Here is a 20,569-nt window from a genome sequence, read left to right on the forward strand (position 1 = left end):
CTTGCGACGAAGCAATCCAGACTGCCTCCGCGGAAAGATTCTGGATTGCTTCGCTGCGCTCGCAATGACGGAGGACAGAGGCGCGTGCCTCCGCCAGCTCAGCGCGCCTCGTGCACGCTCTTCCTGAAACGCTGGATCAGGCGCAGCGTGCGTGACGACCAGCCTTCGCCGTTGCCGGCGATCAGCTCGCGGATGCGGCGCTTGATCGGGTCGACCATCTCGTGCGCCTTGGCGCGCACCTTCAGCACGAGTTCGTAGATCCGCTCGAACCAGTGCATCTCCAGAAGCTTGTCGCGCGTGACGTCGAACACGAAGGCGGTGACGCCGACGCCGAGCATCTTCGCGAACAGGAACGTGGACACGCCGCTGAACCAGTATTCGTGAGCGAGCAGCCACAGGCCGACCAGCTTGAGCGGAAACAGCGGGATGATCGGCACCGCGAAGATGATCAGCGTCATCGACGGCGACAGCGCGTCGACGCGGTCCGACAGCCATTGCTTGAAGCGCGCGAGCGGGATGGCTGCGACAACCCGCGCGACGATCGGCTCGAGATGGTCCCATAGCCATGCTTCGATCAGGAAGATGATCGCAAGCAGGACCCAAACCGGTTGCAATAGGCGGCGCAGCATGTGTTTCCCGCCCGATTCGTCGCTGGGCGCGAGCCTACATATGGATGGCCCGCTTGCCGACTGCAAGCGCGGCCTCCTTGACGGCCTCCGAGCGGGTCGGATGGGCGTGGCAGGTCCGCGCCAGATCTTCCGCACTGCCCCCAAATTCCATGAGAACACAGGCTTCATGGATCATTTCGCCGGCCTCAATGCCGATTATGTGCACCCCGAGCACGCGATCGGTCTTCGCATCTGCGAGAATCTTCACGAAACCATCGGTGGTCTGGTTGACCTTGGAGCGGCCGTTGGCGGTAAAGGGAAACTTCCCGACGGTATAGGCGACGCCCGCCTGCTTCAGTTCTTCCTCGGTCTTGCCGACGGAGGACACTTCCGGCGTGGTATACACGACGCCCGGGATCACGTCGTAGTTCACGTGGCCGGCCTGGCCGGCGATGATCTCGGCAACCGCAACGCCCTCGTCCTCGGCCTTGTGCGCGAGCATCGGGCCGGCGACGACGTCGCCGATGGCATAGACGCCCTTCAGGCTGGTGGCGAAATGCGGATCGATCTGGACGCGGCCGCGATTGTCCAGCGCCACGCCGGCTTCCTTCAGGCCGAGGCTTTCGGTGTAGGGCACGCGGCCTATGCAGACGAGAACGACGTCGGCTTCCAGCGTCTCGGCGGCGCCGCCGGCGGCGGGCTCGACGGTCGCCTTCAGCGTCTTGCCGGAGGTGTCGACGCCGGTGACCTTGGCGCCGAGCTTGAACGCAAAGCCCTGCTTCTCGAGGATGCGCTGGAATTGTTTTGCAATTTCGCCGTCCATGCCGGGCAGGATGCGGTCGAGGAATTCCACGACCACGACTTCGGCACCGAGGCGCTTCCACACCGAGCCGAGCTCGAGGCCGATCACGCCGGCGCCCACGATGAGGAGCTTGCCGGGGACCTTGTCCAGCGACAGCGCGCCGGTCGACGACACGATGCGCTTCTCGTCGATCTCGATGCCCTTGAGGCGCGCGATGTCGGAGCCGGTGGCGATCACGATGTTCTTGGTCTCGACCACTTGCGACTTGCCGTCGGCGGAGACTTCGACCTTGCCGGTGCCCAGGATCTTGCCGGTGCCCTTGAGCACGTCGACCTTGTTCTTCTTCATCAGGAACTCGACGCCCTTGACGTTGCCGTCGATGCCCTGCTGCTTGAAGTTCATCATCGCGGGAAGATCGAGCTTCGGCGACGAAACGCTCACGCCCATCTTGGCGAAGGAATGCCCGGCTTCCTCGAACATCTCGGAGGCGTGCAGCAGCGCCTTGGACGGCATGCAGCCGACGTTCAGGCAGGTGCCGCCGAGCGTTGCGTTCTTTTCGATCACGGCGACTTTCATGCCGAGCTGGCTGGCGCGCACTGCGCAGACATAACCGCCCGGTCCGGTGCCGATGACGACGAGATCGTAGGTAGCCATGAGAGAAAGTCCCGTAGGTTTAGCGTGATGGGGATGTGTCAGCGTCCGCGCGGCGCGTCAGCGTCCGCCGGACACATCGAGAGTTGCTGCGGTGATGTAGGAAGCCTCGTCCGACATCAGCCAGACGATGGCATTGGCGATTTCATCGGCGGTGCCGACGCGCTTCATCGGCACCATATGGGCCAGACGATGGGCGCGGTCGGGCTCGCCGCCGGCGGCGTGAATTTCCGTATCGATCAGGCCCGGCCGGATGCCGGCGACACGAATGCCTTCGCCCGCGACCTCATAGCCGAGGCCGGTGGTGAAGGAATCGATCGCGCCCTTGGACGCGGCATAGTCGACATAGGTGTTGGGCGCGCCGAGACGCGCCGCGACCGAGGACAGGTTGACGATGACGCCACCCTTGCCGCCGTGCTTGGTGGACATCCGCTTCACGGCCTCGCGCGCACAGAGGATGGAGCCGGTGACGTTGACCGCGAGCACGCGCTGGATGCGTTCGGCCGACATCTCGTCGACCCGCACGCCGCTGGTGCCGACGATACCGCCATTGTTGACGAGCGCGGCCAACGTGCCGAACTTGTCGGCCTGCTTGAACAGATCGAGGATGTCGCCCTCCTCGGCGACATCGCATTTCACCGCGATCGCCTTGCCGTTGCCGGCCTCGATCTGGGCGACAACCTCATCGGCGGCCTTCTTGTTGCTGGCATAGCCGACCACGACGCGATAGCCGCGCGCAGCCGCCGCAATCGCGGTCGCCCGCCCGATGCCGCGGCTGCCGCCGGTGATCACAACGACTCTATCCGTCACGCGCGCCTCCATGGTTCGACATGCGCCGTCGCGCAGGGAGGCGACGGCGCTCGCAGAGCATCAGGAATCAGAGATCGAGCACCAGGCGCGCCGGATCTTCCAGGCTCTCCTTGACGCGAACCAGGAAGGTGACGGCTTCCTTGCCGTCGATGACGCGGTGATCGTAGGACAGCGCCAGATACATCATCGGGCGGACCTCGATCTTGCCGCCGATCACCATCGGCCGCTCCTGTATCTTGTGCATGCCGAGGATGCCGGACTGCGGCGCGTTCAGGATCGGGGTCGACATCAGCGAGCCGTAGATGCCGCCATTGGTGATGGTGAAGGTGCCGCCCTGCATCTCGTCGATCTTGAGCTGGCCGTCACGGGCGCGGCGACCGAAATCGGCGATGCCCTTCTCGATGTCGGCGATCGACTTGTGGTCGCAGTCGCGCACGACAGGCACGACGAGGCCCTTGTCGGTGCCGACGGCGACGCCGATGTGATAGTAGTTCTTGTAGATCAGGTCGGTGCCGTCGATCTCGGCGTTGACGGCCGGGATGTCCTTCAGCGCCTGCACGACGGCCTTGGTGAAGAAGCCCATGAAGCCGAGCTTGCTGCCGTGCTTCTTCTCGAACGCATCCTTGTAGTGCGCGCGCAGCGCCATGACGTTGGTCATGTCGACCTCGTTGAAGGTCGTGAGCATGGCGGCGGTGTTCTGCACGTCCTTGAGGCGGCGCGCGATGGTCTGGCGCAGGCGGGTCATCTTGACGCGCTCTTCGCGGGCGGCGTCATCGGCCGGCGACGGCGCGCGGACCTGAACGGCGGCGGCGGGCTGGTTCACCGGGGTCGGCGCGGAGGCGGCGCGCTCGATCGCGGCGAGCATGTCGCCCTTGGTGACGCGGCCATCCTTGCCGGAGCCCGGAACGGTCGAGGCGTCGACACCGCTCTCGGCGGAGAGCTTGCGGACAGACGGGGCAAGCGGCGCATCGGCCGGCGGCGCCTTCGGCGCAGCAGCCGGAGCCGCAGCGGCAGCAGCCGGCGCAGCAGCAGCGGGCTTGGCGGGCGCAGCGGCGGGCTTGGCAGCGCCGACGCCATCGGTGATCTGGCCGAGCAGCGCACCGACCGCAACGGTGGCGCCATCGGCGGCGATGATCTCGCTCAGCGTGCCCGCCGACGGCGCGGGGACTTCGATGGTGACCTTGTCGGTCTCGAGCTCCACCAAGGGCTCGTCGACGGCGACCGGGTCGCCAGCCTTCTTGAACCAGCGGCCGATGGTGGCCTCGGTGACGGATTCGCCGAGCGTCGGCACACGAATTTCAGTCATGGTCTTTTCCTTAAGGAGATCGCCGGTGCGGTCATGAATTTCAAATGCCATCGCCCGCCAAAGCGGGCGATCCAGTACGCCGAGACGTCAGTGATCAGCACGAGCGCCGCGAAGTACTGGATGACCCGCCTTTCGGCGGGGCATGACGCAGTTCAGAAAGTTCAGCTCAGTGCTTCGTCCAGGAATGCCTTCAGCTGAGCCTGATGCTTCGACATCAGACCCGTAGCGGTCGCGGCGGAAGCGGCGCGGCCGACATAACGCGGACGCCGGCTCGCGCCGTTCACCTGGTTCAGCACCCACTCCAGATAGGGCTCGATGAAGTGCCAGGCACCCATGTTGCGGGGCTCTTCCTGGCACCACACCACTTCGGCCTTCTTGAAGCGCGACAGCTCGGTCACCAGCGCCTTCAGCGGCACCGGATAGAGCTGCTCGACGCGCATCAAATAGATGTCGTCGATACCGCGCTTCTCGCGCTCCTCGTAGAGGTCGTAATAGACCTTGCCGGAGCACAGCACGATGCGGCGGACCTTCTCGTCGGGGACGAGCTTGATCGCCTCGTTCGGCAACATCTGGGCGTCATCGTACAGGATGCGGTGGAAGGTCGTTCCCTTCGCGAGCTCCTCGAGACGCGAGACCGCCCGCTTGTGGCGCAGCAGCGACTTCGGCGTCATCATGATCAGCGGCTTGCGGATCTCGCGATGCAGCTGGCGGCGCAGCGCATGGAAGTAGTTCGCCGGCGTGGTCGGGTAGACCACCTGCATGTTGTCTTCGGCGGACATCTGGAGATAACGCTCCAGACGCGCCGAGGAGTGCTCCGGTCCCTGGCCCTCATAGCCGTGCGGCAGCAGGCAGACGAGGCCGGACATGCGCAGCCATTTGCGTTCGCCCGAAGAGATGAACTGGTCGAACACGACCTGCGCACCGTTGGCGAAGTCGCCGAACTGGGCTTCCCACAGCGTCAGCGTGTTCGGCTCGGCGAGCGAATAGCCGTATTCGAAGCCGAGCACCGCTTCTTCCGACAGCAGCGAGTTGATGACCTCGTAATGGCCCTGCTCGTGGCCGAGGTGATTGAACGGCGTGTAGCGGCTCTCGTCTTCCTGGTCGATCAGGACGGAGTGACGCTGCGAGAAGGTGCCGCGCTCCGAATCCTGTCCCGACAGGCGGACATGATGGTTCTCGTTGAGCAGCGTGCAGAACGCCAGCGCCTCGCCGGTCGCCCAGTCGATGCCGACGCCGGTGTCGATTGCCTTGGCGCGATTGTCGAGAAAGCGCTGGATGGTGCGGTGGACGCGGAAGCCGTCCGGCACCTTGGTGATCTTGCGGCCGATGTCCTTGAGAACAGGGAGATCAACGCCGGTGACGCCGCGGCGCGCGTCCTCCTCCTGGTCGGCGATCTTGAAGCCGGACCACTTGCCGTCGAGCCAGTCGGCCTTGTTCGGCTTGTAGGAGGTGCCGGCCTCGAACTCGGCGTCGAGCCGGGCGCGCCAGTCGGCCTTGAGCTTGTCGACCTCGCCCTCGGTGACCACGCCTTCGGCGATCAGGCGCTTGGAGTAGAGCGTGAGGGTCGAGGGATGGGCCGCGATCCGCTTGTACATCACCGGCTGGGTGAACGCGGGCTCGTCGCCCTCGTTGTGGCCGTAGCGGCGATAGCACCACATGTCGATGACGACGGGCTTGTGGAATTTCTGCCGGAACTCGATCGCGACCTTGGCCGCGAACACCACCGCTTCCGGATCGTCGCCGTTCACGTGGAAGATCGGCGCGTCGATCATCTTCGCGACGTCGGACGGGTAAGGCGAAGAACGGGAATAGCGCGGATAGGTGGTGAAGCCGATCTGGTTGTTGACGATGAAGTGCACGGAGCCGCCGGTGCGGTAGCCCTTCAGGTCGGACAGGCCGAAGCATTCGGCGACCACGCCCTGGCCGGCGAACGCGGCGTCGCCGTGCATCAGGAGCGGCAGCACCGAGATACGCATGTCCGGCGGATCGCCATGCTGGTCCTGCTTCGCACGCACCTTGCCGAGTACGACGGGATCGACGATCTCGAGATGCGAGGGATTGGCGGTCAGCGACAGATGGATACGGTTGCCGTCGAACTCACGGTCCGAAGAGGCGCCGAGGTGATACTTGACGTCGCCGGAGCCTTCGACCGCGTCGGGATTGGCCGAGCCGCCCTTGAACTCGTGGAACAGGGCGCGGTGCGCCTTGCCCATCACTTGCGTGAGCACGTTGAGGCGGCCGCGATGCGGCATGCCCAGCACGATCTCCTTCACGCCGAGATTGCCGCCGCGCTTGATGATCTGCTCGAGCGCGGGGATCAGCGATTCACCGCCGTCGAGGCCGAAGCGCTTGGTGCCGGTGAACTTGGTGTCGCAGAACTTCTCGAAGCCTTCGGTCTCGACCAGCTTCATCAGGATGGCGCGACGGCCTTCGCGGGTGAACGAGATCTCCTTGTCCGGCCCCTCGATGCGCTCCTGGATCCAGGCCTTCTGCGCGGCGTTGCTGATATGCATGAACTCGACGCCGAGCGTCTGGCAGTAGGTGCGCTCGCAGATCGCGGTGATCTCGCGCAAGGTGCCGTATTCGAGGCCGAGCACGTGATCGAGGAAGATCTTGCGGTCGAAATCGGCTTCGCTGAAGCCGTAGGTGCGCGGGTCGAGCTCCTCGCGGTTGCGCTGGGCTTCGATGCCGAGCGGATCGAGCTTGGCGTGGAAGTGACCGCGCATGCGGTAGGAGCGGATCAGCATCAGGGCGCGGACGGAGTCGCGCGTGGCCTGGAGCACGTCGGCGGAGGAGATGTCGGCGCCCTTGGCCTGCGCCTTGGCGACGATCTTGGCGCCGACCGCCTTCTCGACTTCGGCCCAGTTGCCGTCGAGGGCGGAGGTCAGGTCATCCTTCGGGGTGAGCGGCCAGTTGTCGCGTTCCCAGGACGGGCCCTCGGCGTTCTTCCGGACGTCGGCGGGCTGGTCGTTGAGGCTCTTGAAGAACTCCTGCCACTCGGCGTCGACCGAGGACGGGTCCTTCTCGTAGCGGGCGTAGATTTCGTCGATGTAGGTGGCGTTGGTGCCCTGCAAAAAGGATGACAGGGCAAAGGCTGCGTTCGCGTCCTGGCGAGACATACTTGAGTTCCTGGCGATTTCGGTTCGCGCATAACAAACGGCGCTGGCGTCGAGCTCCCCGGCAGAGGCTCGACGCGACAGGCACCCTTTACCCTATTTGCTGCGAAACTTCGCCCGGAAAAGCACGAAGAAGTGAATTAGCCCTTCAACTTTTCGGCAAGCGTGTGCCCGAGGCGGGCGGGCGACGGGGACACTGTAATCCCTGCCGATTTCATCGCCTCGGTCTTGGAACCCGCGTCGCCCTTGCCGCCCGAAATGATCGCGCCGGCATGGCCCATACGGCGGCCGGGAGGTGCGGTGACGCCGGCGATGAAGCCGACCATCGGCTTCTTGCGGCCACGCTTGGCTTCGTCCTTGAGGAACTGGGCGGCGTCCTCCTCGGCGGAACCGCCGATCTCGCCGATCATGATGATCGACTCGGTCTTGGGGTCGGCCAGGAGCATTTCCAGGACGTCGATGAACTCGGTGCCCTTGACCGGGTCGCCGCCGATGCCGACCGCGGTGGTCTGGCCGAGGCCTTCCTGGGAGGTCTGGAACACGGCTTCATAGGTCAGCGTGCCCGAGCGGGAGACGATGCCGACCGAGCCGGTCTTGAAGATGTTGGCGGGCATGATGCCGATCTTGCACTCGCCGGCGGTCATGACGCCCGGGCAGTTCGGCCCGATCAGGCGCGACTTGGAGCCGGCCAGCGAGCGCTTCACGCGGACCATGTCGATCACGGGAATGCCCTCGGTGATGCAGACGATCAGCGGGATCTCGGCGTCGATGGCTTCGCAGATCGCGTCGGCCGCGCCCGGCGGCGGCACGTAGATCACCGAGGCGTCGGCGCCGGTCTTCTCACGCGCATCGCGCACGGTGTCGAACACCGGCAGGCCCAGATGCGTCGAGCCGCCTTTGCCCGGCGAGGTGCCGCCGACCATCTTGGTGCCGTAGGCGATCGCGGCCTCGGAGTGGAAGGTGCCGTTCTTGCCGGTGAAGCCCTGGCAGATGACCTTGGTGTTCTTGTCGATCAGGATGGACATGAGGTCTGCTTTCGCGAAACTAACAGAGTGAAAGGGTCAGTGGATGCGGCGGTAGACGCCGGTGAGGACGTCAGCCCAGCCTTCCGCGTCCGGCGAGAACTGGATCTTCAACGAGTAGGATTGGTCGTCGATGATCTCGTAGACGTGGCGCGCATTGCCGCGGAGCGAGCCGCGCACCAGAGTCAGGGTCTTGCCGACCCAGCCGCCGGAGGCGGGCGAGGGCGGCGTGTAACCGAGCGAATCGTACCAGAACAATTTGTAGGTCCGGTCGTCGCGGTCGTAGGTGAAGAGGCCGTGGGTGGCGAAGCTCTGCTTGCCGTCGCGCATCTGGACCGCATCCTGGATCAGGTAAAATCCGTTGAGGTCCATGCGCGCGACGACGTGCGAGGTTGCCGAACCGCCCGCCGTCCAGCGCGACGGGAAGACCACCTCCTCACCATCCCATTCGCCGGCGAACGCGGCGAGGCGCGCATGTTCGGTGAGCGGAGATGATGCGGCGAGATGGTCCTGGGTCATGGCCTTAGCCTCCCTTGACGGCCTTCACGATCTTCTGCGCGGCGTCGTCGAGATTGTCGGCGGGCACCACGTTCAGTCCGGATTCACGGATGATCTTCTTGCCGAGCTCGACATTGGTACCTTCGAGGCGGACCACCAGCGGCACGCTGAGGCCGACTTCGCGAACCGCAGCCGTGACGCCCTCGGCGATCACGTCGCACTTCATGATGCCGCCGAAGATGTTGACCAGGATGCCCTTCACGTTGGGATCGGCGGTGATGATCTTGAAGGCGGCCGCGACCTTCTCCTTGCTGGCGCTGCCGCCGACGTCGAGGAAGTTCGCCGGCGCCATGCCGTAGAGCTTGATGATGTCCATCGTCGCCATGGCGAGACCGGCGCCGTTGACCATGCAGCCGATGTTGCCGTCGAGGGTGACGTAGTTGAGGTCGTACTTCGACGCCTCGATTTCCTTGGCGTCTTCCTCGGTCTCGTCGCGCAGCGCGAGCACCTCGGGATGACGGAACAGCGCGTTGTCGTCGAACGACACCTTGGCGTCGAGCACACGGAGCTGGCCCTGCTTGGTCACGACCAGCGGGTTGATCTCCAGCATCGCCATGTCCTTGGCGACGAAGGCCGTGAACAGCTGCGCGGTGAGCTTCTCGGCCTGCTTGGCGAGGTCGCCGGAGAGCTTCAGCGCGTTGGCGACGGTGCGGCCGTGATGGCCCATGATGCCGGTGGCGGGATCGACGGAGAAGGTGACGATCTTCTCGGGATTGTTGTGCGCGACGTCCTCGATGTTGACGCCGCCTTCGGTCGAGACGACGAACGAGACGCGCGAGGTCTCGCGGTCGACCAGGAGCGAGAGGTAGAACTCCTTGTCGATGTCGGAGCCGTCCTCGATGTAGAGGCGGTTGACCTGCTTGCCGGCGGGGCCGGTCTGGATCGTCACGAGGGTCGCGCCGAGCATCTGCTTGGCGAACTCGGAGACCTCTGCGGCCGACTTGGCGATGCGGACGCCGCCCTTGTCGCCGGCCGAGGCTTCCTTGAACTTGCCCTTGCCGCGGCCGCCGGCATGGATCTGGCTCTTCACCACATAGACCGGACCGGGCAGCGCCTTGGCAGCAGCTTCCGCGTCGGCGGCCTTGAGAACCGGGACGCCCTTGGAGATCGGCACGCCGAACTCACCCAGCAACGCTTTGGCCTGATATTCATGGATATTCATATGGTCGCTCCCTGAACCCGCGGGCGGTGACCTCTTGGGCCCACCTCAGTCTTGTGGCTGGCATACCATATACCACAGGAACTGCAACCCGGATTCTTTGACATCGGAAATCTGGACTACCGAACCGGAGGCCCGCCCCGGTCAGAAGGGCTCCGGAAGTGAAACCGCCGAAGACCGGTTTTTCGATCTTCGGCGGGGTGTTGCTTGCGCCTTAGCGGCCGAGAAGATCGGGGGCGATCTTCTTGCAGGCGTCTACCAGGCCCTGCACCGCGCCGACCGACTTGTCGAAGGCCTCGCGGTCCTTGCCGGCGAGCTCGATCTCGACGACACGCTCGACGCCCTTGGAGCCGATCACGACGGGCACGCCGACATACATGTCCTTCACGCCGTATTCGCCGTTGAGGTACGCGGCCGACGGCAGCACGCGCTTCTTGTCACGCAGATAGCTCTCGGCCATCGCGATCGCGGAAGCGGCGGGGGCGTAGAAGGCCGAGCCGGTCTTGAGCAGGTTGACGATCTCGGCGCCGCCGTTGCGGGTGCGGTCGACGATCTCGTCGAGGCGTGCCTGCGAGGTCCAGCCCATCTTGACGAGGTCGGGCAGCGGGATGCCGGCGACGGTGGAGTACTTCACCAGCGGCACCATGGTGTCGCCGTGGCCGCCGAGCACGAAGGCGGTGACGTCTTCGACCGAGACGTTGAACTCGTCAGCCAGGAAGTAGCGGAAGCGCGCGGAGTCGAGCACGCCGGCCATGCCGACGACCTTCTTGTGCGGCAGGCCCGAGGCCTTCTGCAGCGCCCAGACCATCGCGTCGAGCGGGTTGGTGATGCAGATGACGAAGGCGTCGGGGGCGTACTTCTTGATGCCGGCACCGACCTGCTCCATGACCTTGAGGTTGATGGAGAGGAGGTCGTCGCGGCTCATGCCGGGCTTGCGCGGCACGCCGGCGGTGACGATGCAGACCTTGGCATTGTCGAGCGCCTCGTAGGAGTTTGCGCCGGTGTAGTGGGCGTCGAAGCCGTCAACCGGCGAGGACTGCGCGATGTCGAGCGCCTTGCCCTGGGGAACGCCCTCGGCGATGTCGAACATCACGACGTCGCCCAGTTCTTTCAGGCCGATGAGGTGAGCCAGCGTTCCGCCGATCTGACCGGAGCCAATCAAAGCAATCTTGTCGCGCGCCATGTGAACCTGTCCTTTAGACATCCAAGGAGGGAAAAACTGATGGGTGGTTATCCCTTTCGTCTCCCCCGTTCAAGTCGGGGGATGCCCATTTGTCGGGCTTGCCGCGTATACAAGCGCATCCCTGTCATTCCTGCCCGCTTGCGCGCCGTTAACCCGAAAGTCACGCACCGGATTTCGCCCTCGCCCGCGACAGCGGAGGGGTGCGGAATGACAGCGCTGGCAAATAGGACTTAAGTCTCCACCAGGCCCTTGGTGGAGCCGCTGGCGGTGGAATCCTTGCGGCCGTGCGCCAGCGCCAGATAGGATTCCGAGCTCATCTCGATCAGGCGCGAGGCGGTCCGCTTGAACTCCATGGCCTCGTTGCCCTCGGTGGCGAGGTAGAGCGAGATCGGGTTGGCGTCGGCGGAGGCCATCAGCTTCACGGCATTGTCATAGAGCGTATCGATCAGCGTGATGAAGCGCTTGGCGGCGTTGCGCTGGGAGAAATCCATCACTGGAATATGGTCGACCAGGATGGTGTGATAGTCGTGCGCGAGCCTGAGGTAGTCGGATGCACCGAGCGGCTTCTCGCAGAGATCGGCGAAGGCGAACCGCGCCACGCCATGGGCCGAGCACGGCACGTGCAAGATGCGGCCCTTGATCGTGATGTCGCGCGACTTGCACTTGGCATTGCCGGTCATCTTCACCCAGGCGCGGTTGAGCGCGGCATCGGCATCGCCGTCGGCCGGCGTCAGCCACATCGGCACGCCCTGCAGCTTCTCCAGCCGGAAGTCGGTGCGCGCATCGAGCCGCGCGACGTCCATGTGATCGGTGATCTGCTTGATGAAGGGCAGGAACAGCGAACGGTTGAGGCCGCCCTTGTAGAGATCGTCGGGCGCGACGTTGGAGGTCGCAACCACGACGGTGCCGAGCTCGAACAACTTAGCGAACAGGCGCCCCAGGATCATCGCGTCGGCGATGTCGGTGACGTGGAATTCGTCGAAGCAGAGCAGCCAGCTCTCCTCGAAGATCGCCGTCGCGGTCAGCGCGATGACGTCGCTGTCTGCGATCTCGCCGCGCGCGATGGCCTGGCGATAATCGTAGATGCGCTCATGCGCCTCGGCCATGAATTCGTGGAAATGCGCGCGACGCTTGTGCTCGACGCTCGCGTGCTGGAAGAACAGATCCATCAGCATGGTCTTGCCGCGGCCGACCTCGCCATGGATGTAGAGCCCGTGCGGCGCATCGTCCTTGTCGCTGCTGCTGAACAGGCGGCTGAGCAGGCCCTGCTTGCGCGCGGGCTTGTAGGTCGCGAGCCGCTGGTCGAGCGCCGCATAAGCCTCGGCGACCTCGGCCTGCGCAGCATCCGGCTCGATCGCACCGGATGCGATTTCAGCCTGGTATGCCTCGCGGAATGAGGATTCTGGGGTGGAGAGCATGGCCCTTTACCGCCAGAGATGGGCGGAAATTGCAAGCCGTGAATTGGTGCGGGGCGCTATGCGTTCCGTGTCCCGGACGCGCTGCAGCGTGTAACGCTGCTGCGCAGAGCCGGGACCCACTATTTCGTTCATCGCGGAATGCTGGGCCCCGGCTCTACGGCCGGGGCACGAGAGCGCAGCTACTCACACAGCTCGTAGGCGTCCTCGACGACATAGGGGCCACCGCCCGTCGATGCGCGCGACGAGAACAAGACAAAACGCTCGGCCATGAACGCCTTGCTCGGGAAGTAGCCGCGGATCGAGAGATAGTCGGCGACGTCGCGGTCGGAGGCGTCGTGCAGACGGGCCAGCGTGACGTGAGGGATGAACTTGCGTCCCTCGGGATCGAGACCGATCCGCTGCATCATGCGTTCGAGCTCGGCCTGCAATTCCATCAGCGGCTTGCTCGGCGCGATGGTCGCGACCACTGCGCGCGGCTTGCGACCACCAAAACTTGTCAGCCCCTGCACCTTCACCTCGAACGGTTTGCGGTCGACGCGAAACAGCATCGATGCGATCTCGTTGGCGGAGACGCCGTCGATATCGCCGATGAAGCGCAGGGTGACGTGATAATTTTCGGGATCGATCCACCGGGCGCCGGGAAGGCCGCCCCGCAAGTTGGAAAGCGACTGGCCGATCTCGGCCGGAATTTCCAGACCAGTGAACAAACGCGGCATCGTTTCGCACTCCCGATGCTTGGGCACGGCCCTCGAGCGAGAACCATATCCAAATTAGAGCCGGCGACGAATCACCGGTACCCTGATTCCTATCGCAGTTGTGTGACTCTGCGAAGCATCGCGCGCCTGACCCCGGGAAAACCCTGGGAATTAGGGTTAGCACTGCCTGCTTTTCAACGCCGGTGCTCGGTTATCGTGCCAAGGAATGCCTCCACCGTGGGCATGATGTTGCCGACGATGATGTCGACGCCCGCCGCGGTCGGATGGATGCCGTCGGCCTGGTTGAGCTTGGCGTCGGCGGCAACGCCCTCGAGGAAGAACGGATAGAGCGGCACGTCGAATTTTTTCGCCAGATCCGGATAAATCGAATTGAAGCGCGCCGCGTAATCGGCGCCGTAATTCGGCGGCGCCACCATGCCGCACAGCATCACCGGAATCCTGCGCGCCTTGAGACGCTGGACGATGTCGGTGAGCGCGGTGCGCGTCAGGGCGGGATCGATGCCGCGCAGCGCGTCGTTGGCGCCGAGCTCGACGATGACGCCATCGGTTCCGTCGGGCACCGACCAGTCGAGCCGGTCGCGGCCGCCGGAGGAGGTGTCGCCGGACACCCCGGCATTGGTCATGTCGACCGCTATGCCTTTGGTTTGCAAGGCTTTTTGGAGCTTCGTGGGGAACGCATCCTGGGCCGGGAGGCCAAGGCCGGCGCTCAAGGAATCGCCGAGGACGACAAGCTTCAGCGGTTTTGTCGCCTCCGCCCAAGCCGGGGTCGCCATCGTCATCAAAGCGAGCATCAACACGGCTATGTGCATGAACATTCCGTAACGCCTCTCGACCGCGCCATCGGACTTGCCATATGACCGGACCATGGACACTCGCATCGAACCCTCTTCCCTCGCCGCTGCCGCGGACACCATTGCCATCTCCAACGTCAATCTCTCATTGGGCACAGGCGCGGCACGCGTTCACATCCTCAAGGATATCAGCCTGCGCGTCGCCTCGGGCGAGACGATCGGCCTGATCGGCCCGTCAGGCTCGGGCAAATCCACGCTGCTGATGGTGATGGCGGGGCTGGAGCGTCCTGATAGCGGAGAGGTGGTGGTATCGGGCACGCCTTTCAATGCCCTCGACGAGGATGCGCTCGCGCGCTTCCGCGGCCGCCAGGTCGGCATCGTCTTCCAGTCCTTCCATCTGATCCCGACCATGACGGCGCTGGAGAACGTCGCCGTGCCGCTCGAGCTCGCCGGCAATCCCGACGCCGCAAAGCGCGCGGCGCAGGAGCTGCACTCGGTCGGCCTCGGAGATCGCCTGCATCATTATCCGACGCAGCTCTCCGGCGGCGAGCAGCAGCGCGTCGCGCTCGCCCGTGCGCTGGCGCCCGATCCCGCGATCCTCGTCGCCGACGAGCCGACCGGCAATCTCGACGAGGCCACCGGAAAGCAGATCGTCGACCTGCTCTTCACCAAGCATGCCGAGCGCGGCATGACGCTGGTGCTGGTGACGCACGATTCCTCGCTCGCGCATCGCTGCGATCGCGTCATCCGCCTGCGCTCCGGGCGCATCGACACGCAGACCGCGCCGGCATGAGCGCAGCTAGCGAACCGTTCGCGAGGCCGAGCGCCGTCGCGCTGTCGCTGCGCTATGCCTTGCGCGAATTGCGCGGGGGCTTGCGCGGCTTCTACGTCTTCATCGCCTGCATCGCGCTCGGCGTGATGGCGATCGCCGGCGTCGGCTCGGTCTCGGCGAGCCTGTCCGACGGCCTCGCCCGCGAGGGCCGCACCCTGCTCGGCGGCGACGTCTCGTTCGTGCTGTTCCAGCGCGAGGCCAAGCCTGACGAGGTCGCATTCCTGCGCTCGCGCGGCACGGTCTCGACCGCCGCCACGCTGCGCGGCATGGCGCGTGCGGCCGACGGCCAGCTCGCGCTGGTCGAGATGAAGGCCGTCGACGACAGCTATCCGATGCTGGGCCAGCTGACGCTTGCGCCGCCCATGCCGATGTCCGATCTGCTCGCGATGCGCGATGGCGCATTCGGCGCCGCCGCCGATCCGACGCTGCTCGCACGGCTCTCCCTCAAGACCGGCGACCGCGTCACCATCGGCAGCGCAACGTTCCAGATCCGCGCTACCGTCGAGGCCGAGCCCGACAAGCTCGCCGGCGGCATCGGCTTTGGTCCCCGCTTCCTGATCAGCGAGGCCGGCCTGAAGGCCACCGGGCTGATCCAGCCCGGCAGCCTGGTGCGCTGGGTGTACCGGGTGAAGCTGCCCGATACCGCCAACAGCGAGCGCGCCACCGAGACCTTCATCGCGGACGCGCGCAATGCCGCGCCGCAGGCCGGCTGGGAGATCCGCAGCCGCTCCAATGCCTCGCCGCAGCTCGAGCGCAACATCAACCGCTTCACGCAGTTCCTGACGCTGGTCGGCCTCGCCGCGCTGCTGGTCGGCGGCGTCGGCGTCGCCAATGCCGTCAAGAGCCACATCGACCGCAAGCTCGAGGTGATCGCGGCGTTCAAGGCCGTCGGTGCGACGGGGCGCGACGTGTTCGGGATCTATCTGGCGCAGGTGGTCCTGCTCGCCGCGATCGGCTCGGTGATCGGCCTTGCGCTCGGCGCCGCCATGCCGTTCGCCATCGTCGGGCTGTTCGGCAAGCTGCTGCCGCTGCCGGTGGTGCCGGCCGTGCATGCCGACGAGCTCGCGCTGTCCTTCGTCTACGGCCTGCTCACCGCGCTCGCCTTCGGCCTGTGGCCGCTCGCCCGCGTGCACGACGTGCCGGTGGCCGCGCTGTTCCGCGACACCATCAGCTCCGAATGGCACCGGCCGCGCGCGAGCTACCTCGTGTTCATGGCGGTCGTGATCGCGCTGCTCATCGCGGTCGTGATCGGGCTCTCCTTCGACAAGCGCATCGCCGCGGTGTTCGTGGCCTCCTCCGTCGTCGTGTTCGCCCTGCTTCGCGGCATCGCCGCCCTGCTGATGACGATCGCGCGCCGGCTGCCGCGGACCCGGCTGCCGATGCTGCGGCTGGCGATCGCCAACATCCACCGGCCGGGCGCGCTGACGCCGTCGGTGGTGCTGTCGCTGGGCCTCGGGCTCGCCGTGCTGGTCACCATCACCCAGATCGACGGCAATCTGCGGCGGCAGTTCCTCGCCGCCCTGCCCGACCGCGCCCCCTCGTTCTTCTTCATCGACATCCCGAGCACCCAGGCCGAGCAGTTCGACGGCTATCTGCAAAAGATCGCGCCCGGCGCCAAGGTCGAGGACGTGCCGATGCTGCGCGGCCGCATCGTCGCCGCGCGCGGGGTGCGCGCCGAGGAGCTCAGGCCCACCACGGATTCCGAATGGGTGCTGCAGAGCGACCGCGGCCTGACCTACACGGCCGAGATGCCGAAGGGGTCCAAGGTGGTCGAGGGCGAGTGGTGGAGCGCGGACTATTCCGGCCCGCCGCTGGTCTCGATGGAGAAGAAGATCGCCGACGGGCTCGGCCTCAAGCTCGGCGACGAGGTCGTGGTCAACGTGCTCGGCCGCGACATCCCGGCGAAGATCAGCAATCTGCGCAACATCGACTGGCAGGGGATGGGCATCAATTTCGTCCTGGTGTTCTCGCCCAATGCCTTCAAGGGCGCCCCGCACACCCACATCGCGACGCTGACCGAGGCCGGCGGCGATGCCGCCGGCGACGGCAAGATCATCAAGCAGGTGGCCGACGCCTACCCCATGGTGACCAGCGTGCGGGTGCGCGAGGTGATGGAGACCGTCGGCTCTGTCGTGACAAACCTGGCGCTGGCGATCCGCGGCGCCAGCGCGGTGACCCTGATCTCGGCCATCCTGGTGCTGGGCGGGGCGCTGGCCGCCGGCCACCGTCACCGGGTCTACGATGCGGTAATCCTCAAGACCCTGGGCGCGACGCGGCTGCGGCTGCTCGGCGCCTATGCGCTCGAATACCTCCTGATCGGGCTTGCCACCGCGGTGTTCGGCGTGATCGCCGGCAGCGTCGCCGCCTGGATGATCGTGACGCGGCTGATGACGCTCAGCTTCGTCTGGCAGGCGGGCAGCGCGGCGGGCGTGGTGGCGGCCGCCCTGGTCGTCACCGTCGGCCTCGGGCTCGCGGGAACGCTGCTCGCATTGAACAAAAAGCCCGCTACCGTGTTGCGCAATTTGTGACAAAAGGTAGCGGCGGGCGGCGCAGGAGCGAAATCGCACGATTCCTGCGATTAACCACGACCGCTCGTCTGGATTGTGGGCGAGGGCGACATTCAGCCGCGCGTGGACGGTTGCAGCGAATGTGTTAGTTTCCCACATATCGAATGGGTTCGGAGCCCCGATTGTTAGCCAAAATTTAGTCGGCAGGCATCGGTATCCGAGATAGAATTTGACGTACCGGCGGCATGGCGACCCTCATGCCGGACCGGACCAACCAACGGGATTTCGACCATGTCGGACCTAGACCGTAACTACGCTTCTCCTTTCGGCAGGGCCGCCGGGCGTGTCGACGCCGCGACGGTCGATGCCGGCCTGCGCGCCTATATGCTGCGCATCTACAATTACATGAGCATCGGCCTGGCCATCACCGGCCTTGCCGCGCTCGGTGTCTACATGGCTGCCGTGACTGACGTCCCGACCGCGGACGCCGTTCGCGTCGGCAAGATCTTCCTGACGCCGTTCGGCTACGCGATGTTCGTCAGCCCCCTGAAGTGGCTGTTCATGCTCGCGCCGCTCGCGATGGTGTTCGTGATCTCGGCGGGTATCAACCGTCTCGCCCCCTCGACCGCCCAGATCCTGTTCTGGGTGTTCGCGGCGCTGATGGGTATCTCGCTGTCGTCGATCTTCCTGGTGTTCACCCACACCTCGATCGTGCGGGTGTTCTTCATCACCGCGGCGACGTTCGGTGCGCTGAGCCTCTACGGCTACACCACCAAACGTGACCTGACCGGCATGGGCTCGTTCCTGTTCATGGGCCTGATCGGCATCATCATCGCGAGCCTGGTCAACCTGTTCCTGGCGAGCTCGATGCTGCAGTTCATCGTGTCGGTGGTCGGCGTGCTGGTGTTCGCGGGCCTCACCGCCTGGGATACGCAGCGCCTGAAGAACGATTACATCTACGGCTACGCTTCGGCCGGCGGTGAAATCGCAGAGCGTGCGGCCATCACCGGCGCGCTGTCGCTGTACCTGAACTTCATCAACCTGTTCACGCTGCTCCTGCAGCTCCTCGGCCAGCGCGATTAAGCGATCGACGAGAGAACGGACACGAACCCCGGCCGAGAGGCCGGGGTTTTTGTTTGGGCCGGTGGGGACGTGCTCCCGTAGCCCGGATGGAGCGAAGCGCAATCCGGGACGATCGGGCCCGCGGATGCACCTGCCCCCGGATTTCGCTGCGCTTCATCCGGGCTACGCGGGCAATTCAATAGTCCCTCCACGGACGCATTTCTGGATTGCTTCGCTGCGCTCGCAATGACGATGGGGAAGCAGCGTTGCCCCTTCCAGCGGCCGGGCGAACGCCCTAATCTTCCCCCATGACCGCACCTGACATCAGGCCCACGACCGAGGCCGACCTTCCCGCCATCACCGCCATCTACCAGCAGGCCGTCCGCGAGGGCACCGCGACGTTCGAGCTGGATCCGCCCGACCTTGCCGAGATGACGCGCCGCTACCGCGCGCTGGTGGACGGCGGCTATCCCTATTTCGTCGCGATCCTCGACGGGCGCGTGGCCGGCTATGCCTATGCCGGCGCCTACCGGCCGCGGCCGGCCTACCGCTTCACGGTCGAGAACTCGATCTATCTCGATCCGTCCTTCCACCGCCGCGGCATCGGCTCCCTGCTGCTGGACCGGCTGGTCACCGAATGCGAGGCGCGCGGCTTCCGCCAGATGATCGCCGTGATCGGCGATTCCGCCAATGCCGGCTCGATCGGCGTCCACACCAGGGGCGGCTTCAAGATGATCGGCACGCATCCCAATGTCGGGCTGAAATTCGGCCGCTGGCTGGACACGGTGATGATGCAGCGCGACCTCGGCGAGGGCGCGAAGACGGTGCCGGGGAAGTAGGGCCCGCGAGGGGATCCTGTAGGATGGGTAGAGCGCAGCGATACCCGGGAACACGGCAAGCAAAGTCCCGGATGTCGCTTCGCCGGGCTACAAAGATCGCCACATCACAGGTCCCGTAGGGTGGGCAAAGCGGAAGCGTGCCCACCAAATCCCGGCGATCGAAAAAGAACGTGGGCACGGCGCTGCGCGCCTTTGCCCACCCTACGGCACCGGTCGTGCCGCTGGCTCCCGTAGCCCGGATGGAGCGCGGCGAAATCCGGGACAGGTTCCTCTGTGGATACAGCGGCCCCGGATTGCGCTGCGCTCCATCCGGGCTACGGGACTGCCGCTACACCACCGCCAGCTTGCGGTCGATCGCCAGCAGCACGCGCTCGAGCTCGTGGCCGCGGCGCAGGATCAGGCCGGTCGCCGAGATCACGCTGTACATGCCCTGCTTGCGCGCGAGGCGCGGGTCCTTCTCGATGCGATAGATCGGAACTTCCGAGGCGCGGCGATAGACCGAAAACACTGCCCGGTCCCTCAGGAAGTCGATGGCATAGTCGCGCCACTCGCCGTCGGCCACCATGCGGCCGTAGAGATTGAGAATGCGGTGCAGCTCGAGCCGGTTGAACGTCACCCGGTTCGCCTGCGCGCTCGCAGCGGCGGGATGCGCCGCCGCGCGCTGCCCGCTCGGATCAGCATCCTCCGGCGTCAGACTCATGGGAAGCGCTCCTCATTGCACAGCACGACCCGCGTCCGCGAAGACCGTCCCCGGAACGGCGGATCATGACAGTTGCATGATTGCGCCAACCGTTCCCCGCCGCAAGGCCCTCGATGGAACTCGCCCGCTCAACCCATGGAATCGGGTGCGAATCACCCTACACGCAGGGGTGGAACTTCCTCGCGACGAAGCGTCACGGGATCGTGCTCAAGAATCTTAGTCTCGCCGCTTTTCCGCCAAGCGCCTGCCGCCCTGCATTGCGAAAAGACGTGTGTGCGTTGACCCGGTCCTTTCGGTTCCGGATTCCTCAGCCCCCAGCCCCCCGGGGTCGAACAGGATCGGGTCTGTACGCGCGACAAGGAGGGCCAACGCGAGTTGGTCCTTTTTTGTTTGTGTCGGACTGTTTCCGGCGCGACGCCCCTCTCTCCGAACATCCGCGCGAAGATTCTCACCCCTCATCCCGAGGAGCCGCGAAGCGGCGTCTCGAAG

Annotated in this window: 17 protein-coding genes; 4 read left to right on the plus strand and 13 right to left on the minus strand. The window is 65.4% G+C overall.

Annotated features, from left to right (window positions below):
- Positions 1-98 precede the first annotated feature (98 nt).
- From JQ617_RS20885 to JQ617_RS20940, 12 genes are all read right to left on the minus strand, one after another.
- Positions 99-629: a hypothetical protein gene (locus JQ617_RS20885; RefSeq protein WP_212027947.1), complete on the minus strand. Its 531-nt coding sequence runs from the start codon at positions 627-629 to the stop codon at positions 99-101.
- A 34-nt stretch (positions 630-663) separates the two neighbouring features.
- Positions 664-2,064 (minus strand): dihydrolipoyl dehydrogenase, encoded by a 1,401-nt coding sequence (lpdA, locus tag JQ617_RS20890; RefSeq protein WP_212027948.1) that lies wholly within the window; start codon positions 2,062-2,064, stop codon positions 664-666.
- Positions 2,065-2,121: 57 nt separating this feature from the next.
- Positions 2,122-2,883: an SDR family oxidoreductase gene (locus JQ617_RS20895; protein ID WP_212027949.1), complete on the minus strand. Its 762-nt coding sequence runs from the start codon at positions 2,881-2,883 to the stop codon at positions 2,122-2,124.
- A gap of 55 nt (positions 2,884-2,938) precedes the next feature.
- The gene (gene odhB, locus JQ617_RS20900; RefSeq protein ID WP_212027950.1) at positions 2,939-4,177 is read right to left on the minus strand and encodes a 2-oxoglutarate dehydrogenase complex dihydrolipoyllysine-residue succinyltransferase; all 1,239 of its coding nucleotides are present in this window, start codon (positions 4,175-4,177) and stop codon (positions 2,939-2,941) included.
- Positions 4,178-4,338: 161 nt separating this feature from the next.
- Positions 4,339-7,296: a 2-oxoglutarate dehydrogenase E1 component gene (locus JQ617_RS20905; protein WP_212027951.1), complete on the minus strand. Its 2,958-nt coding sequence runs from the start codon at positions 7,294-7,296 to the stop codon at positions 4,339-4,341.
- A gap of 137 nt (positions 7,297-7,433) precedes the next feature.
- Entirely contained in the window at positions 7,434-8,318 is an 885-nt protein-coding gene (gene sucD, locus JQ617_RS20910; protein WP_035702902.1) for a succinate--CoA ligase subunit alpha, read from the minus strand.
- Positions 8,319-8,354: 36 nt separating this feature from the next.
- On the minus strand, positions 8,355-8,834 hold the full coding sequence (locus JQ617_RS20915; protein ID WP_063685021.1) for a DUF1579 family protein: 480 nt from the start codon (positions 8,832-8,834) through the stop codon (positions 8,355-8,357).
- A gap of 4 nt (positions 8,835-8,838) precedes the next feature.
- Positions 8,839-10,035, minus strand: a complete 1,197-nt coding sequence (gene sucC / locus JQ617_RS20920; protein ID WP_063685023.1) for an ADP-forming succinate--CoA ligase subunit beta — start codon at positions 10,033-10,035, stop codon at positions 8,839-8,841.
- A 211-nt stretch (positions 10,036-10,246) separates the two neighbouring features.
- On the minus strand, positions 10,247-11,215 hold the full coding sequence (mdh, locus tag JQ617_RS20925) for a malate dehydrogenase (protein ID WP_008145224.1): 969 nt from the start codon (positions 11,213-11,215) through the stop codon (positions 10,247-10,249).
- 230 nt (positions 11,216-11,445) lie between these two features.
- Positions 11,446-12,633, minus strand: coding sequence for a cell division protein ZapE (gene zapE, locus JQ617_RS20930; protein WP_212027952.1), 1,188 nt, complete (start codon positions 12,631-12,633; stop codon positions 11,446-11,448).
- A 179-nt stretch (positions 12,634-12,812) separates the two neighbouring features.
- Positions 12,813-13,349, minus strand: coding sequence for an RNA 2',3'-cyclic phosphodiesterase (thpR, locus tag JQ617_RS20935; RefSeq protein WP_063685026.1), 537 nt, complete (start codon positions 13,347-13,349; stop codon positions 12,813-12,815).
- 173 nt (positions 13,350-13,522) lie between these two features.
- Entirely contained in the window at positions 13,523-14,158 is a 636-nt protein-coding gene (locus tag JQ617_RS20940; RefSeq protein ID WP_212028298.1) for an arylesterase, read from the minus strand.
- A 55-nt stretch (positions 14,159-14,213) separates the two neighbouring features.
- Between JQ617_RS20940 and JQ617_RS20945 the strand changes: the two genes are divergently transcribed.
- The 4 genes from JQ617_RS20945 to JQ617_RS20960 all read left to right on the plus strand — a co-directional run bounded on the left by JQ617_RS20945 (position 14,214) and on the right by JQ617_RS20960 (position 19,380).
- Positions 14,214-14,933: an ABC transporter ATP-binding protein gene (locus JQ617_RS20945; protein WP_063685028.1), complete on the plus strand. Its 720-nt coding sequence runs from the start codon at positions 14,214-14,216 to the stop codon at positions 14,931-14,933.
- Entirely contained in the window at positions 14,930-17,500 is a 2,571-nt protein-coding gene (locus tag JQ617_RS20950) for an ABC transporter permease (RefSeq protein WP_212027953.1), read from the plus strand. Before JQ617_RS20945 ends, JQ617_RS20950 begins: the two co-directional genes overlap by 4 nt.
- Before the next feature lie 270 nt (positions 17,501-17,770).
- Complete coding sequence (locus tag JQ617_RS20955; protein ID WP_063685032.1) at positions 17,771-18,562, plus strand: Bax inhibitor-1/YccA family protein; 792 nt, start codon at positions 17,771-17,773, stop codon at positions 18,560-18,562.
- 287 nt (positions 18,563-18,849) lie between these two features.
- Positions 18,850-19,380: a GNAT family N-acetyltransferase gene (locus tag JQ617_RS20960; protein ID WP_212027954.1), complete on the plus strand. Its 531-nt coding sequence runs from the start codon at positions 18,850-18,852 to the stop codon at positions 19,378-19,380.
- Between the two features lie 328 nt (positions 19,381-19,708).
- Here the strand turns inward: JQ617_RS20960 and JQ617_RS20965 are convergent, their stop codons facing one another.
- Positions 19,709-20,080, minus strand: coding sequence for a DUF2794 domain-containing protein (locus JQ617_RS20965; protein WP_212027955.1), 372 nt, complete (start codon positions 20,078-20,080; stop codon positions 19,709-19,711).
- Positions 20,081-20,569 lie beyond the last annotated feature (489 nt).

The sequence above is a fragment of the Bradyrhizobium sp. KB893862 SZCCT0404 genome, from assembly GCF_018130885.1.
Classification (GTDB): Bacteria; Pseudomonadota; Alphaproteobacteria; order Rhizobiales; family Xanthobacteraceae; genus Bradyrhizobium; species Bradyrhizobium stylosanthis.

Bases quoted from the DNA above. Each gene is read 5' to 3' on its own strand.
- JQ617_RS20885 (WP_212027947.1), bottom strand. From the start codon at position 629: ATGCTGCGCCGCCTATTGCAACCGGTTTGGGTCCTGCTTGCGATCATC.
- lpdA (WP_212027948.1), bottom strand. From the start codon at position 2,064: ATGGCTACCTACGATCTCGTCGTCATCGGCACCGGACCGGGCGGTTAT.
- JQ617_RS20895 (WP_212027949.1), bottom strand. From the start codon at position 2,883: ATGGAGGCGCGCGTGACGGATAGAGTCGTTGTGATCACCGGCGGCAGC.
- odhB (WP_212027950.1), bottom strand. From the start codon at position 4,177: ATGACTGAAATTCGTGTGCCGACGCTCGGCGAATCCGTCACCGAGGCC.
- JQ617_RS20905 (WP_212027951.1), bottom strand. From the start codon at position 7,296: ATGTCTCGCCAGGACGCGAACGCAGCCTTTGCCCTGTCATCCTTTTTG.
- sucD (WP_035702902.1), bottom strand. From the start codon at position 8,318: ATGTCCATCCTGATCGACAAGAACACCAAGGTCATCTGCCAGGGCTTC.
- JQ617_RS20915 (WP_063685021.1), bottom strand. From the start codon at position 8,834: ATGACCCAGGACCATCTCGCCGCATCATCTCCGCTCACCGAACATGCG.
- sucC (WP_063685023.1), bottom strand. From the start codon at position 10,035: ATGAATATCCATGAATATCAGGCCAAAGCGTTGCTGGGTGAGTTCGGC.
- mdh (WP_008145224.1), bottom strand. From the start codon at position 11,215: ATGGCGCGCGACAAGATTGCTTTGATTGGCTCCGGTCAGATCGGCGGA.
- zapE (WP_212027952.1), bottom strand. From the start codon at position 12,633: ATGCTCTCCACCCCAGAATCCTCATTCCGCGAGGCATACCAGGCTGAA.
- thpR (WP_063685026.1), bottom strand. From the start codon at position 13,349: ATGCCGCGTTTGTTCACTGGTCTGGAAATTCCGGCCGAGATCGGCCAG.
- JQ617_RS20940 (WP_212028298.1), bottom strand. From the start codon at position 14,158: ATGCACATAGCCGTGTTGATGCTCGCTTTGATGACGATGGCGACCCCG.
- JQ617_RS20945 (WP_063685028.1), top strand. From the start codon at position 14,214: ATGGACACTCGCATCGAACCCTCTTCCCTCGCCGCTGCCGCGGACACC.
- JQ617_RS20950 (WP_212027953.1), top strand. From the start codon at position 14,930: ATGAGCGCAGCTAGCGAACCGTTCGCGAGGCCGAGCGCCGTCGCGCTG.
- JQ617_RS20955 (WP_063685032.1), top strand. From the start codon at position 17,771: ATGTCGGACCTAGACCGTAACTACGCTTCTCCTTTCGGCAGGGCCGCC.
- JQ617_RS20960 (WP_212027954.1), top strand. From the start codon at position 18,850: ATGACCGCACCTGACATCAGGCCCACGACCGAGGCCGACCTTCCCGCC.
- JQ617_RS20965 (WP_212027955.1), bottom strand. From the start codon at position 20,080: ATGAGTCTGACGCCGGAGGATGCTGATCCGAGCGGGCAGCGCGCGGCG.